Genomic DNA, 14,293 nt, shown 5'->3' on the forward strand with positions numbered 1-14,293 from the left:
ACGTTCGCGCGTCCAGCGTGACGCCCCAGGTCAGGCGTGATGCGCGGGTCACGCGCCGCTGCGCTCGTGGCACGCCACCCGCGGAGCGGCGCGTGACCCGCGCTCGACGAACACGAGCCCGCGTCGAGCGCTGGCCGCGGTGTTGGCGACTAGGTCAGGCGCCGCCGCCGGGCGGGCCCATCACGAGCAGGGTCGTGAACACGGCGACCAGGCCGACCACCAGAACGGATGCCAGCAGCAGCGGCCGTGCCAGGCCGACGCGGAGCAGCCGGCTCACCATGGTGTGGTCGCGGGGGTCGTCCGTGGCCTCCCGGCGCCAGCCGCCGTCGAGCAGGTTGCGGCGCTCGAGCCAGCGGTCGAACGGAATCGTGGCGTAGGGCACCACGGCGGTGGACACGGCGAGGAGCATCAGCCGGGGCCCCCAGTGCTGGTTGACGCCCACGAGCACAGCGGTGATCCCGTACGCCAGGAACACCAGCCCGTGCACGAAACCGCCCACCCGCACCGCGCCGTCCCCGAAGTCGCCCGGCGCGAACACGTACTTGAGAAGCATCGCGGTGATCAGGATAGTCCAGGTGATCGCCTCGGCGATGGACAGGATGCGGTACAGCAGGCGGGGAGACACGGGGAGAACTCCGTACGGTGTGGGTGGTGGGCAGGTCTGCTCCCAGCCTGTCAGCCCAGCCTGAGCGGAGCATCCGTCGAAGGATGGAACCTCGCCAGGCCACTGTGCCAGCATGAGATCATGACGTACCTTCCCGCAGACACCCGTTACGAGTCCATGCCGTACCGCCGCACCGGGCGCAGCGGCCTCAAGCTGCCCGCGATCTCGCTGGGCCTCTGGCAGAACTTTGGCGGCACCGTGCCCGTGGAGACGCAACGCGCGATCCTGCGGCGGGCCTTCGACCTCGGAATCACCCACTTCGACCTGGCCAACAACTACGGCCCGCCCTACGGCAGCGCCGAAACGAACTTCGGCCGCATCTTCGGCGAGGACTTCTCCGCCCACCGCGACGAGGTCGTCATCTCCACCAAGGCCGGCTACGACATGTGGCCGGGGCCGTACGGTGACTTCGGCTCGCGCAAGTACCTGCTGTCCAGCCTCGACCAGTCGCTGGGCCGGATGGGCTTGGACTACGTCGACATCTTCTACTCCCACCGGGCCGACCCGGAGACCCCGCTCGAGGAAACCATGGGCGCGCTGCACACGGCCGTCACGAGCGGCCGGGCGCTGTACGCCGGCATCTCCTCCTACTCACCCGAACGCACCCGGCAGGCCGCCGAAATCTTGGCCGAGATGGGCACGCCGCTGCTGATCCACCAGCCCTCTTACTCGATGTTCAACCGCTGGGTGGAGGGCGGCCTGCTCGACACCCTCGACGACCTCGGCGTGGGCTGCATCGCGTTCTCCCCGCTCGCCCAGGGGCTGCTCACCGACCGCTACCTCAATGGGGTGCCGGAGGGCTCGCGCGCGTCGCAGGCCGGGTCGATGAGCCGTGACATGGTGAACGAGGCGACGGTGGGGCGCATCCGTGCCCTGACCGAGATCGCGGATGCGCGCGGCCAGTCGCTCGCCCAGCTCGCGCTGTCGTGGGTGCTTCGGCGGAGCACCGTCACCTCGGCGCTGGTCGGCGCGTCCTCGGTCACGCAGCTGGAGACGAACATCGCCGCGATCGACAATCTTGTCTTCACCGACGAGGAAGTCACCGCGATCGACGCACACGCCGTGGACCTGGGCATCAACCTCTGGGAGCCGTCCAGCGCCGTCTAGTCCGTCGAGTTGCCCTTTGACGGACGAATTGCCCCGGCGTACCGGGGCAATTCGTCCGAACCAGGGCAACTCGGCCCCGAAAAACCTACGCGTTGACCAGCGCGCGCTCGATCACCGAGGTGAAGAACGCAAGACCGTCCACGCCGCTCCGCATTGCGGCGGCGGTATCCGGGCCGAAGCCGGGCTCCACAGCATGCTCGGGGTGCGGCATCAGGCCCACGACGTTGCCGCGTGCGTTGGTGACGCCGGCAATGTCGTTGAGCGAACCGTTCGGGTTCACGTCAAGGTAGCGGGCGATCACGCGGCCCTCACCCTCGAGGCGGGCCAGGGTCTCGGTCGAGGCGATGAAGCCGCCCTCGCCGTTCTTCAGCGGGATGGTGATCTCCTGCTTGTCGGTGAAGCCGCCGGTCCAGTCCGTGGAGTTGTTCTCGATGCGCAGGCGCTGGTCGCGGCAGATGAACGCGCCGGCCTCGTTGCGAATGAGGCCGCCCTCGAGCAGGTGTGCCTCGGTGAGCATCTGGAAGCCGTTGCAGATGCCGAGCACGGGCATCCCCTTGTTGGCGGCGTCGATGACCTCGGCCATGATCGGCGAGAGGCTCGCGATGGCGCCGGCGCGCAGGTAGTCGCCGTAGCTGAACCCGCCGGGCAGCACGAGCGCGTCCACGCCGTGCAGGTCGTGCTCGCCGTGCCAGAGGGCAACGGGCTCTGCACCGGCCAGGCGGATGGCGCGCTGGGCGTCGCGGTCGTCGAGCGAGCCCGGGAAGGTGACGACGCCGATGCGCATCAGTGCGTTTCCCCGGCGGCGACCTCGAGCACGTAGACGTCGGTCACGTCCTCGATCACGGAGTTGGAGAGCACGGTGTCGGCGAGTTCCTGCACCTCGGCGAGCAGTGCGGCGTCCGCGGGGCCCTCCACGGTGAGTTCGAATCGCTTGCCGACGCGCACGCCGGTGAACTCGGTCTTGCCGAGGCGGCGGAGGGCGCCGGCGACGGCCTTGCCCTGGGGATCGAGCAGTTCTGCCTTGGGCATAACTTCTACGACGATGGTTGGCATGGCTCACTCCGTAAGACGTCGGGGGCGGATGCTGACGATTCTACAGGCCCCCAGCCGGGGCCAGACCGGCCTGGCCGAGCAGGATGCCGCGCAGCACGTCCCGCACGGCCGCGACGCCCTGGTAGGTCTCCACGAAGCTGGTGCTCAGCGGCGACAGCCCGATTCGCAGGCCCTCGGGCGCGCGGAAGTCGGGGATCACGTCGTGCTCCCAGAGGATCCGGGTGACCTGCCGCATGGCCGGGTGGTTCACGGTGATGTGGCCGCCGCGGTGGGTGTGCTCGCGTGGGGAGGCCACGGTGACGCCCAGCGGCGCCAGCCAGGCATCCACCAGTTCGAGCGCGAACTCGGTCAGCGCCACCGACTTGGCCCGCACCGCTTTGATGCCCACCTCGTCGATCATAGCGATGGTGTCCTGCATGGCGAGCATGCCCACGATCGCCGGGGTGCCGCTCATGAAGCGACGGATGCCCGTGGCCGGCACGTACTCCGGGCCCATCGCGAACACGTCGGCGGCGCCCATCCACCCCTGGATCGGCTGGGACAGATCGGGTTGCAGTTCGGCACGCACATAGCCGTACGCGGGGGCTCCCGGGCCGCCGTTGAGGTACTTGTAGCTGCAGCCCACGGCCAGGTCCACGCCGTCGAGGTCGAGGTTGACCGGCACGGAGCCGGCCGAGTGGCAGAGGTCCCAGAGCACGAGCGCGCCGGCCTCGTGCACGGCGGCGGTGATCGACGGCACATCGGCGAGGAACCCCGAGCGGTAGGCCACATGGCTGAGCACCACGAGCGCGGTCTGCGGGCCCACCACGGCGCGCACCTGCTCCACGGTGACGCCGCCGGTGGTGCTCGACTCGATCCAGCGCAGGGTGAGGCCGCGTTCGGCGGCGATGCCGGCCAGCACATACCGGTCGGTGGGGAAGTTGTCGGTGTCGAGCACGATCTCGCTGCGGGCCGGCAGCGAGTCCACGGCGGCGCGGGCGAGCTTGTACAGGGTGACGGTGGTGGAGTCGCCGATGTACACCTGGCCGGGGGCTGCGCCGAGCGCGGCGCGGCCGAGGGCATCGCCGATGGTCAGCGGCAACTCCATCCACTCGTCGTCCCAGCCGCGGATCAGCCGGGTGCCCCAGGCGGTGCCGAGGAACTCGGTGATGCGCTCCACGCTGGCGATGGTGGGTCGGCCGAGCGAATTACCGTCCAGGTATACGATCGACGGCGCATCCGGATCGGCGTCCACGGTGCTGTCGTCCAGGCCCACGAACCGGCGGCGGTAGTGGGCGAGGCCGTCGATGCGGTCCATCCGCCGCGCGAAGGCGAGGTGGGCATCAAGGCCGTCGGCGACGGTGGTGTCGTGCTGGGTCATGATCGGAGGTCCTCGAGGTCGGGCCGGGTGAGTGCGCGGGCGGGCAGTGCATGGGCGGGCAGTGCATGGGCGGAGAGCAGCCAGTCGGTGAAACCGGCCAGGTCGTGCGGGTCGGCGGGACGGTCGCCGGGTATAACGGTAACTGGCCCGGCCCGGTCGGGGCGCTCGCCGGATGCCGCGGCAACGGATGCCGCGTCCGGCCGACCCGGGAAGTCCGCGGTCAGGGCGGTGAGCACGTCGTCGGGGGAGAGCCCGCAGGCCAGCAGTGCCGTGATCTCCCGTCGGTTGAGCCCCACCGGCAGCGGTCCGTTGCCGAGGTCGGTGCCGTAGAGCACCCGGCCGCCCGCGGCGTGGAACCGGGCCAGGTTGTCGCTGGCCAGGTGGAATGCCGCGGTCGGCTCGCCCCAACCATGGATGTCCAGCGTGCTGATCCAGGTGATCCGGCCGGCCATCGAGCCGAGAAGCGCATCGGACAGGCGCTCGGAAAACGGCGTGTGCGCGAGCAGGTCCACCCCGGCGTCGAACGCGGCCTCGGCCTGGCCGGCGCCCTCGGTATGGGCGGCGACGGGCAGCATCCGTTTGTGCGCCGCCGTCACGATGGCCACGAGGGTGTCGGCCGTGAGCACCGGCCCGGCCGCGGAGTTGAGGGTCACCTTGATCACCGAGGCGCCGGCCGTGGCCTGGCGATGCACCGCCTCGACGGCGTCGGCAGGTGCGGCCACCGGGCAGGAGCTGCCCGCTGGAGCCCAGGCCTGCCGGCTCGGGTAGCCGCCGGGGGCACCGAGGAACTGGCCGGCGAACCGGGCCTCTGGACGATCCCCGCCCGCGTGGTCGCCCAACTCGGCGGCGGCGGGGGTCCACCCGCCCAGGTCGAGCACCCGGCCGATGCCGCCGGCGGCGAGGCGCGCCGGGTCGAACAGCGCGAGGTGCACGTGCGCGTCCAGGAACCCGGGCAGCACGACCGTCACCGGCCCACCTCGGTGCGCACGGCGAACAGTTCGGGGAAGAAGGTCAGTTCGAGAGCCTTCTGCAGGAAGCCGGCCCCGCTGGAGCCCCCGGTGCCCGGCTTCATGCCGATGATGCGCTGCACGGTCTTCAGGTGCCGGAACCGCCAGAGCTGGAAGTTGTCCTCGAGGTCGACGAGCTCCTCGCAGGCCTCGTAGACGTTCCAGTTCTCCGTCTCGTTCTCGTATATGCCACGGAAGGTATGCACCAGGTCCGGGTGTAGCACCCAGGCCTCGGTCACGTCACGCTCGAGAACCGCCGCGGGGATCTCGAAGCCCTGCCGGTGCAGGTAGCGCAAGAACTCGTCGTAGATGCTCGGCGCCCGGTACACCTCGGTCAGCAGTGCGAGAGCCCCGGGGTCGTCGGCGAACACTTCGAGCATGCGCGGATGCTTGTTGCCGAGCACGAATTCCACTGCCCGGTACTGGTAGGACTGGAATCCGGAGGAACTGCCGAGGAAGTCGCGGAACTGGGCGTACTCGGTGGGGGTGAGCGTCGCGAGCACCGACCACTGTTCGGTGAGGGTGCGTTGGATGTGCTTGACCCTGGCGATGCCCTTGAGCGCTGGTGGCAGGCGGTCGTTCCGCAGGTGCTCGGCGGCCGCGCGCAGCTCGTGCAGCACCAGCTTGAGCCAGAGCTCCGTGGTCTGGTGCTGGATGATGAAGAGCAGCTCGTCGTGGTGCTCGGGGTCGCTCACGGGCGTCTGCGCGGAGAGCAGAGTACCGAGATCCAGGTATCCGCCGTAGCTCATCCGCTCGCGGAAGTCGGTCACGATGTCCGCCTCGAGGTCGCGGGTGTTGTTCTCCACTGGCATGGCTCCCATTCCGCCGGGCACGGTGCGGCCCGGTTCTGTTCCCTGAATTGTGTGGGCTCTTCGGCGCGGGCGCAACACGGGCGGCCCCGCAGCGAACCGACACGCCGGGGCGGTGCAGGCATCGGAGCACGCCGACCCACGGCCTGGTTGGCCGGGGAGGCCGCCCTCCGTGACCTCGCAGGAAGGGGATCTAGAATCGACCCCATGACTACCTCTGCCCGGCCCCCGCAGGACGCGTCTCAACCGCGGCGCCGCGACGCCCGGCAGAACCGTGAACGTCTCATCGACGAGGCGCGCAGCCTGATCGCCGAGCACGGCGTCGACGCCTCGCTCGAAGAGATCGCCCGCCGCGCCGATGTGGGCGTGGCCACCCTGTACCGCAACTTCCCCACCCGCGACGACCTTGTGCGCGCCCTCTACGACATCGCACTGGCCGAGTTGTTCGCGGTCCGCGGCGAGATCGAGGCCGCGCCGACCGCGTGGGCAGGCGTGGTGCTGTACACCGAACGCCTCGCCGAATGGCTGGTGGCCGACCCGTCGTTGCCGCCGATCCTCAAGCGGATGGCCACCATCGACCCCACGGCCCGGCCGTCGGTGGAGTTCGAGAGCTTCATCGCCGCGCTCGTGTCGCAGGCGAAGAAAGACGGCGACCTGCGCCCGGACGTGGACTCGATGGACCTCGCCGTTCTCGTCACCATGATCGGGTCGCTTGGCACCCTGGGCGGCGGCTACAGCGGCCAGTGGCGCCGGCAGCTTTCCCTGGTGCTCGACGGCCTGCGGATGCCCGAGAAGGCCCGGCCCAAGCTGCCAGGGCGGCCCCTGAGCGTCAAGGAGTTCCAGGCCACGGTGCACGGCCTCACCCGCCGCGCCAAGCGCGCCGCCCGCGGCTCCCGCGCCGCCCGCTGATCCACCGCGCCGCGGGCGCTCACACCGAGTTGCGTACCTCCGGACGAGGTGCCCCGTTCGGCCGGAGCAACTCGTCCGGAGCGGGGCAACTCGTCGCCGGCTGACTCGGCTACGCGGCGGTCAGCAGGCCGAGCAGCTCGCGGTACCGGGCCGCCGTCTGTTGCACGATCTCGGTGGGCAGTTCCGGCGGGGTGCCGGTCTGGTCCCAGTGCGCGGCCAACCAGTCGCGCACGATCTGCTTGTCGAAGCTGGCCATGCGCTCCGCCGGCGTGGTCCCGGCCAGCCAGCGCGCCGCATCCCAATACCGGCTGGAGTCGCTGGTGAGCACCTCATCGCCGAGGGTGAGCAGGCCGGTGGCGCGGTCGGCGCCGAACTCGAACTTGGTGTCGGCCAGAATCACTCCGGCGGTCTCCGCGATCACGGATGCCCGGCGGAAGATCTCCAGCGAGGCATCCCGCAGCGCCGCCGCCACGTCGGCCCCCACGAGCTCGACGGTGCGCTCGAACGAGATGTTCTCGTCGTGCTCGCCCATCGGCGCCTTCCACGCAGGGGTGTAAATCGGTTCGGGCAGCCGGTCGCCGTTCTGCAGGCCGGCGGGCAGCGGGATGCCGCACACCGTCTGGCTGGCAACGTACTCGAGCCAGCCGGAGCCGGTGAGGTACCCGCGCACCACGCACTCGATCGGGTACATGTCCAGGGTCTTGCAGAGCATGGCCCGGCCGGCGACGGCAGCGGGAATCAGGCTCGATGCGTCGAGGGCGTGGTCGGGTACGAGGTGGTTGGGCACACCCTCGAGCTGGTCGAACCACCACAGGCTCAGGGTGGTCAGCAGCTCGCCCTTGCCGGGGATTCCGGGTTCGAGCACATGGTCGAACGCGCTCACCCGGTCGCTGGCCACAACGAGCACCCGGTCGGCGTCGGCCAGGTCGGCGGCCCCATCCGGCACGTAGAGGTCGCGCACCTTGCCCGAGTAGACGTGCTGCCAGCCGTCCAGCTGCAGCGCGGCCATCAGTTCGCGACCTTGGCGGCGATGTCGCCGCGGTGCTGGGAGCCCTCGAGACCGATCAGGTCGACCGCCTCGTAGGCGCGGGCGCGGGCCTCGGTGAAGTCGGTGCCCACGGCAACGACGCTGAGTACCCGGCCGCCGGTGGCGACCAGTGTGGAGCCCTCCAGCGCGGTCGCGGCGTGTGCGATGGTCACACCGGTCACGGCGGCGGCGTCGGCCAGCCCGGTGATCGCACGACCGGTCACGGGGGTCTCCGGGTAATTCTCGCTGGCGATCACCACGGTCACGGCGGCGTCGGCGGAGAATTCCGGGCGGGGCAGCCCGGCCAGTTCGCCGGTCGACGCGGCCAGCAGCAGCCCGCTCAACGGGGTGACCAGGCGTGGCAGCACGACCTGGGTCTCGGGGTCGCCGAAGCGGGCGTTGAATTCGATCACCCGGATGCCGGCATCCGTGAGGATCAGCCCGCAGTACAGCAGCCCGATGAACGGGGTGTCTTCGGCGGCGAGCTGGCGCACGGTGGGCAGGGCGATGGTCTCGATGACCTCGTCCACGAAGGCGGCCTCGCTGCCGAACCCGGCGTCGAGCCAGGGCAGCGGCGAGTAGGCGCCCATGCCGCCGGTGTTGGGGCCCTCGTCGTTGTCGGCGAGGCGCTTGTAGTCCTGGGCGGGGGAGAGCGGCAGCACGGAATGACCGTCGCTGAGCAGGAAGAGGGAGACCTCCTGGCCGGCGAGGAATTCCTCGATGAGTACCGCACCGTGCTGCAGCCAGCGCACAGCGTGGGCGAGGGCGTCGTCGCGGTCGGTGGTCACGAGCACACCCTTGCCGGCGGCCAGGCCGTCGGCCTTGACCACATACGGGGCGCCGTACTCGTCGAGCGCACCCTGCGCCTCGGCGAGGTTGCCGGCCCGCACCGCCCGGCCGGTGGGCACGCCGGCCTCGTCCATGATGCGCTTGGCGAAGGTTTTGCTGCCCTCGAGGGCGGCGGCGGCCTGGCCCGGTCCGAACACGGGGATGCCGCGGGTGCGCAGGGCGTCGGCGACGCCGGCCACCAGGGGAGCCTCGGGGCCCACCACGACGAGGTCGATGTTGTGCTCCTGGGCGAAGTTGGTCACCACATCGGAGTCGGTGGGGTCGAGGTCGACCACGGGCACATCCGCGGCGATGCCGGCATTGCCGGGTGCGGCGATCACGTGGGGTCGCGGCTCCTCACGCAGGAGGGCAGTGACGATGGCGTGCTCGCGGGCGCCGGAACCGAGGACCAGTATTCTCACCGGATCAGGCTACCCGGCCAACACGGTGACGCGCACCTCGGCCGACGCCCGGCGTCACGGCGCGGTGCGGGAGACGGCAGACTGGAGGCATGGCACGCGCAAGAATCGACGACGGACTGGGCCGCACCGCTGTGAAGGCCTACCTGGCCGACGAGGCCGGCGCGAGCCGGGACACCAAGGCGCTCGCCGTGCGGTACACCCTGCAGATCCTCGCCGAGCAGGCCGAGGGCAACACCGTCGAGGTGCGCGTGCCGCCGTTCGGCGCCACCCAGTGCATAGCCGGCCCCCGGCACACCCGCGGCACCCCGCCCAACGTGGTCGAAACGGATGTCGCCACCTGGCTGGCCCTGGCCACCGGCACCCTGGCCTGGCCCGACGGCATCAGCTCCGGCCGCATCCACGCCTCCGGGCAGCGCGCCGACCTCAGCGCCGAGCTGCCCCTGTTCCCCTAGCGGCACCCAAGCGCCGCTTCCGGATGGGCCGCAGTTCGGACGCACCGCGGGAGCTGAACGGGATCTCTAGCGTTCGGGCCACAGCCGGCGCGGAGCGTCCCAGATGTCCGCCATGAGCCACGACGCGGCCTCCTTCACGTGCACCCGGCCGCGGATGCCGACGAACTCGACGCCCAGCGCGTCCGCGCGGGTCGGGTACACGCGGCAAGCCAGCGGTTGTCCGTTGGCGAAGATCTCCAGCGCAGAGTGATCCGCGAGCACCCGCAGATGGATCTGCCCGTCGACGTGCCTGATCGGGCCGCTGCGCGAGGTCGCATCCACGGTCGCGTCAAGGCTGCTGGCCGTGCGAACCAGCTCCAGGGTGACGTCGGCGTCTGGGTCGTCGGGCCGGGACAACCGGATGACGGTGCGTTCGGCGCCGTCGTCGGTGGCCCGCACAACCAATTCGGACTCGGATCCCGGCTCCAGGTGCAGGTCGGCCACGATGTCGAACTGGTCGCCCGGAAGCAGGCCGGCCCGGCGGTCCCCTCTGGTGAGTACAAATCCATCCAGGCGAACATGCTCCCGCCGCAGCGTTTCCAGTTCCGGCACCGGCTCCTGGTACAGGGTGCCATCAGGGGAGCGGCTGACTAGCCGCGGCAACGACATGACGCCCGACCACCCCGCCGCCTCGGCCGCCGCGTCGGAGCGGCCCTCCTGAAGCCAGCCGAACATCACCCGACGGCCCCGCGCATCCAGGGTGGACTGCGGCGCGTAGAAGTACCGTCCGCCGTAGTCGAGCCGGTGCAGGGCCGTGCGCTCAAAACGGGTGCCGCTGTAGCGACCCGTCAGGTACAGCGTGTGCCGGGTCACCCCGTCGTCCCACGCCGAGAACACGAGAACGTCCGGGTCGACCGGTTCGTGGTCCCCGCCCGCGGCTTCCAGCCGGAACAGGTCCACGCACTCCCACATGGTGCCGGTCCAGTCGTCGGCGGTGGTGTCCCGGTCGCCGCTGTCGCCCACGATCAGCGGGCCGAGGTAGCTCCAGTTGCGCAGGTCCGGCGATTCATAGAGCAGCGCAGTGCCACCCTGGCCACGGATCCCGGAGCCGATGAGTTGACGCCAGCCACCGCCAGGGTGCGGCCACACGCAGTGATCCCGAAAGGCCGTCAGCTCCAGCGCCGCCGGCGGCGCGGAGATCACCGGATTGGCCGCATCGACGACCCACTCGGTGAGATCCTTCGATCCCACGGCGACACAGGGCAGTTCCTGCTCGTCGCGGCGTCCCGAATAGATGAGCGTCGGCACCCCGTTGTCGTTCACGAGCACCCCCGACCAGCATCCGTCGGCATCTGCGGCATCCGCGTCGTCGCCAGGGACCAGGGCCACCGGGGCATCGGTCCAGGTGACCAGGTCGGGGCTCGTCGCATGTCCCCAATGGATGCGGCTGTGCACGGCCTTGAGTGGGTTGTACTGGTAGAAGAGATGGTAGACGCCGTTCCAGTGGCTCAGACCGTTCGGGTCGTTGAGCCAGCCGGCCGGGGACACGAAGTGGAAGCGTGGGCGGTGCGAATCGCCCTCCGCGCGCGTCACAAGGGCGTCTGGACTGGTCGTCGGTTCGGGACGCTCCTGGACGGGCGGGAGGAGCTGGTTCACCGGGTGGCCTTTCTGGTCGGTGCCGGGGCGACGTCGAGGTCGGGGGCAGAATCGAGGTCGGGTTGGGCGTCGGAATCGGTCAGTAACGGATTGGCTGCGGCGGAGACCTGCGGCGCGTACAGGTGGCAGCGCACCCAGTGATCGGGGCCTATGGTGTGCCGCACCGGCACGGTGGCACTGCAGTCCGGTCCCTGCCACGGGCATGCGGTCGGCGCCAGCACCGCCCGCCGTAGCAGCGCCCGCTGATGCGGGTCGTAGCGAACGGTCCGAGCCGGATCCGGAACGGCCGACAGCAGCAGCTGGGTGTACGGATGGGATGGATTCTTCATCAGTTCCAGTGACTCCCCGCCCTCCACGAGGGCGCCGGCGAACATCACGAGCGTGGTGTCGGCCACATACCGGGCCGAGGCCAGGTCGTGGGTGATGAACAGCATCGAGATGCCACGCTCGTCACGCAGCCGGGCCATCAGGTTGAGGATGCCGATGCGCACCGAAACGTCGAGCATCGATGTGGGCTCGTCGGCGAGGATGATCTCGGGGTCCACGGCAAGCGCCCGCGCGATCGATACCCGTTGGCGCTGCCCACCGGACAGCTCGTGTGGGTAGCTGTCGAGCATGTCTTCGGTCAGCCCGACCGTGCGCATCAGCTCAGCGGATCGGCGCCGCACCTCCTGGCGGCTTCGTGCCTTGCCGTGGATGCGCAGGGGCCGCTCCAGGAAGTGTTCCACCCGGTGCGCCGGGTTCAGCGAGCCGAACGGGTCCTGGAAAACCATCTGCACCGTGCCTCGGTACCGGCGGGAGGCCGCTGACTTCTCGGTCTTGAGCACATCCCGGCCGCCGACGACGATCGACCCGGCCGTGGGCCGTTCCAGGCGGGCGAGGGCTCGAGCCACGGTGCTCTTGCCGCTGCCGGACTCCCCGACCAGAGCAACGATCGTGCCGCGGGGGATATCGAAGTCGACGTTGTCCACCGCGCGCATGCTTCGTCTGGAGAACAGCCCGCCGAGCGGGAAATCCTTCGTGAGCCCGCGCACCCGCACGCTCACGTCGTCGATCGGGGCCGTGCTGGGTCGGCGCTGGCCGGTGTCGGTCGTCATGCTGCGGTTCCTTCGATGCTCGTGCGCGGGTGCTCGGCTACAAAACGTCCGGGCTGGACCTCGCGCAGGTCGGGGATGTTGCCGGAACAGTTGGCCCGGTCGGGTGGGCAGGCAACGTGGAAGGAGCAGCTCCCCGAGGTGCCGTCGGTCGCGCGCACTGAATCAGACAGGCCGGTCAGGCGAACGCGCGGACCGGTCAACGGCGGAAACGCGTTCATCAGCGACAGCGTGTACGGATGCAGGGGACTGGCGAACATCAGCTCCGCGTCGGCCATCTCCACGAGCCGGCCGCTGTGCATGACGGCCATGCGGTGAGACAGCTCCACCATGAGGGACATGTCGTGGGTGATGAAGAGCACCGAGAACCCCAGCTGCCGCTGAAGATCGCTGATCTGCGCCATGATCTCCTGTTGCACGACCACGTCGAGCGCGGTCGTCGGTTCATCCATGATCAGCAGCGAGGGCTCCAGCGCGAGGGCCATAGCGATCACGGCGCGTTGGCGCATGCCCCCGGAGAGCTGATGCGGGTAGGAGTCCAACCGCACCGGATCGATGCTCACCAGGCGCAGCAGCTCGGCCGAACGGCTGCGGGCCTGCTTCACTGACAGCCCCTCGTGGGTGGTGAAGATGTCCACCATCTGGCTCCCGATGGTCATCACAGGGTTGAGCGAGTTCATCGCGCTCTGGAAGATCATCGCGATCTCCTTCCAGCGGAACCGGCGCAGTTCTTCTCCGCGCATGGCCAGAAGGTCTCGGCCCCTGAACCTGATCTGCCCGCCCGTGATCTCGGCGGGGTCCTTCAGGAGTCGCATGATGGCGTTGGCGACCGTGGACTTGCCGCAGCCGGATTCGCCGGCCAGGCCGAAGATCTCGCCCTCACCGATGCTGAACGATACGTCGTTGACGGCGACCACCTGGCGGTTGTCGCCGTGGTATTCCACTCGCAGGTTGGTGACCTCGAGGATCGGGGTGGTACTCATGCGCGGGTCCGTCCCTTCTTCGTCGTGCGCAGCCGGGGGTTCGTGACCTCGTCGACGGCGTAGTTGACCATGGCCAGGGCGAATGCCACCAGCGCGATGCAGAGGCCGGACGGTACGAAGGCCCACCACGCCCCGGTGAACAGAGCTCCGTCGTTGCTTGCCCAGTACAGATTGGTGCCCCAGCTCACGACGCTTGCGTCGCCGAGCCCGAGGAACTCGAGGCCCGCCTGGGCGCCGATGCCGAAGATGACGCAGGCCAGGAAGGTGCTCATCACGATGGAGGCCATGTTCGGCAAGATCTCGCGGAACATGATGCGCAGCGGATGCTCGCCGGTCACGACGGCGGCGGCGACGAAGTCCTTGCTGCGGATGGACAGCGCCTGTGAGCGCAGCACCCGGGCCGACCCGGCCCAGCCGGTGATGATGAGCACCACGACGACGGTTCCGATGCCCGGCGGTAGGAAGGCGGCGAGGATCACCAGCAGCGGCAGCCCGGGGATCAGCAGGAAGACGTTGGTGACCAGGGAGAGCAGGTCGTCGATGACCCGCCCGAAATAGGCCGAGGCCACGCCCACCAGGAGACCGACCAGGGTCGCCGCCGCTCCCACGACGAAGCCGACCAGCAGCGAGGTCCTTGCGCCGTGCATGGTCAGGGCGAGAACGTCCTGGCCCTTGGCGGTAGTGCCGAACAGGTGCTCCAGCGACGGGGGCTGCGAGGCGATCGCCGTGATGAGCGACGGGTTTCCGGGGGCCAGCAGCGGCGCCGCAAGCGCGACCACACCGAACAACAGCAGCACGCAGGCACCGAAGGCCGCCTTGCGATTGCCCAGGATGCCGCGGAGCAAGCCCCGGCGTGGCCGACGGGTGGACGCCGGCGCGCTGGCGGGGGCATCCGGTGTGGCCAGCGCCACGGTTTCAGAGGGATTGGTGACAGACATGATGT

15 protein-coding genes are annotated in these 14,293 nt (G+C 69.8%); 3 read left to right on the forward strand and 12 right to left on the reverse strand.

Annotated features, from left to right (window positions below):
- Nucleotides 1–154 precede the first annotated feature (154 nt).
- On the reverse strand, nt 155–625 hold the full coding sequence (locus tag E3T61_RS18745; RefSeq protein ID WP_241992682.1) for a DUF3817 domain-containing protein: 471 nt from the start codon (nt 623–625) through the stop codon (nt 155–157).
- A gap of 120 nt (nt 626–745) precedes the next feature.
- Between E3T61_RS18745 and mgrA the strand changes: the two genes are divergently transcribed.
- Nucleotides 746–1,771 (forward strand): L-glyceraldehyde 3-phosphate reductase, encoded by a 1,026-nt coding sequence (gene mgrA, locus E3T61_RS18750; RefSeq protein ID WP_134642370.1) that lies wholly within the window; start codon nt 746–748, stop codon nt 1,769–1,771.
- A gap of 85 nt (nt 1,772–1,856) precedes the next feature.
- On the opposite strand, the gene purQ is transcribed toward mgrA, so the two are convergent.
- From purQ to kynA, 5 genes are read right to left on the reverse strand one after another with little or no spacing between them, the layout of a single operon-like run.
- Nucleotides 1,857–2,555, reverse strand: a complete 699-nt coding sequence (gene purQ / locus E3T61_RS18755) for a phosphoribosylformylglycinamidine synthase subunit PurQ (protein ID WP_134642371.1) — start codon at nt 2,553–2,555, stop codon at nt 1,857–1,859.
- Nucleotides 2,555–2,824 carry a phosphoribosylformylglycinamidine synthase subunit PurS gene (purS, locus tag E3T61_RS18760; RefSeq protein WP_066598101.1) on the reverse strand — a complete coding sequence of 90 codons (270 nt, stop codon included), beginning with the start codon at nt 2,822–2,824 and terminating at the stop codon, nt 2,555–2,557. The genes purQ and purS overlap by 1 nt, the downstream gene beginning before the upstream one ends.
- A gap of 40 nt (nt 2,825–2,864) precedes the next feature.
- On the reverse strand, nt 2,865–4,184 hold the full coding sequence (locus E3T61_RS18765) for a kynureninase (protein WP_134642372.1): 1,320 nt from the start codon (nt 4,182–4,184) through the stop codon (nt 2,865–2,867).
- Nucleotides 4,181–5,152, reverse strand: coding sequence for an amidohydrolase family protein (locus tag E3T61_RS18770; RefSeq protein ID WP_134642373.1), 972 nt, complete (start codon nt 5,150–5,152; stop codon nt 4,181–4,183). Before E3T61_RS18770 ends, E3T61_RS18765 begins: the two co-directional genes overlap by 4 nt.
- Nucleotides 5,149–6,003 (reverse strand): tryptophan 2,3-dioxygenase, encoded by an 855-nt coding sequence (gene kynA / locus E3T61_RS18775; RefSeq protein WP_134642374.1) that lies wholly within the window; start codon nt 6,001–6,003, stop codon nt 5,149–5,151. The genes E3T61_RS18770 and kynA overlap by 4 nt, the downstream gene beginning before the upstream one ends.
- A gap of 204 nt (nt 6,004–6,207) precedes the next feature.
- On the opposite strand from kynA, the gene E3T61_RS18780 reads away from it, so the two are divergent.
- Entirely contained in the window at nt 6,208–6,909 is a 702-nt protein-coding gene (locus tag E3T61_RS18780) for a TetR/AcrR family transcriptional regulator (protein ID WP_134642375.1), read from the forward strand.
- Nucleotides 6,910–7,018: 109 nt separating this feature from the next.
- Here the strand turns inward: E3T61_RS18780 and E3T61_RS18785 are convergent, their stop codons facing one another.
- Nucleotides 7,019–7,918: a phosphoribosylaminoimidazolesuccinocarboxamide synthase gene (locus E3T61_RS18785; RefSeq protein ID WP_134642376.1), complete on the reverse strand. Its 900-nt coding sequence runs from the start codon at nt 7,916–7,918 to the stop codon at nt 7,019–7,021.
- Nucleotides 7,918–9,186 carry a phosphoribosylamine--glycine ligase gene (purD, locus tag E3T61_RS18790; RefSeq protein WP_134642377.1) on the reverse strand — a complete coding sequence of 423 codons (1,269 nt, stop codon included), beginning with the start codon at nt 9,184–9,186 and terminating at the stop codon, nt 7,918–7,920. Before purD ends, E3T61_RS18785 begins: the two co-directional genes overlap by 1 nt.
- A gap of 89 nt (nt 9,187–9,275) precedes the next feature.
- On the opposite strand from purD, the gene E3T61_RS18795 reads away from it, so the two are divergent.
- Nucleotides 9,276–9,638 carry a sterol carrier family protein gene (locus E3T61_RS18795; protein ID WP_134642378.1) on the forward strand — a complete coding sequence of 121 codons (363 nt, stop codon included), beginning with the start codon at nt 9,276–9,278 and terminating at the stop codon, nt 9,636–9,638.
- Nucleotides 9,639–9,704: 66 nt separating this feature from the next.
- On the opposite strand, the gene E3T61_RS18800 is transcribed toward E3T61_RS18795, so the two are convergent.
- Genes E3T61_RS18800 through E3T61_RS18815 form a run of 4 tightly spaced genes read right to left on the reverse strand, consistent with a single transcriptional unit; the run spans nt 9,705 to nt 14,288 of the window.
- The gene (locus E3T61_RS18800; protein ID WP_134642379.1) at nt 9,705–11,273 is read right to left on the reverse strand and encodes a glycoside hydrolase family 32 protein; all 1,569 of its coding nucleotides are present in this window, start codon (nt 11,271–11,273) and stop codon (nt 9,705–9,707) included.
- Nucleotides 11,270–12,370: an ATP-binding cassette domain-containing protein gene (locus tag E3T61_RS18805; RefSeq protein WP_134642380.1), complete on the reverse strand. Its 1,101-nt coding sequence runs from the start codon at nt 12,368–12,370 to the stop codon at nt 11,270–11,272. The genes E3T61_RS18800 and E3T61_RS18805 overlap by 4 nt, the downstream gene beginning before the upstream one ends.
- Entirely contained in the window at nt 12,367–13,350 is a 984-nt protein-coding gene (locus tag E3T61_RS18810; protein WP_134642381.1) for an ABC transporter ATP-binding protein, read from the reverse strand. The genes E3T61_RS18805 and E3T61_RS18810 overlap by 4 nt, the downstream gene beginning before the upstream one ends.
- Nucleotides 13,347–14,288, reverse strand: a complete 942-nt coding sequence (locus E3T61_RS18815; protein ID WP_134642382.1) for an ABC transporter permease — start codon at nt 14,286–14,288, stop codon at nt 13,347–13,349. Before E3T61_RS18815 ends, E3T61_RS18810 begins: the two co-directional genes overlap by 4 nt.
- Nucleotides 14,289–14,293: the final 5 nt, after the last annotated feature.

Source organism: Cryobacterium lactosi (assembly GCF_004403945.1).
In the GTDB taxonomy this organism is placed as follows: Bacteria; Actinomycetota; Actinomycetes; order Actinomycetales; family Microbacteriaceae; genus Cryobacterium; species Cryobacterium lactosi.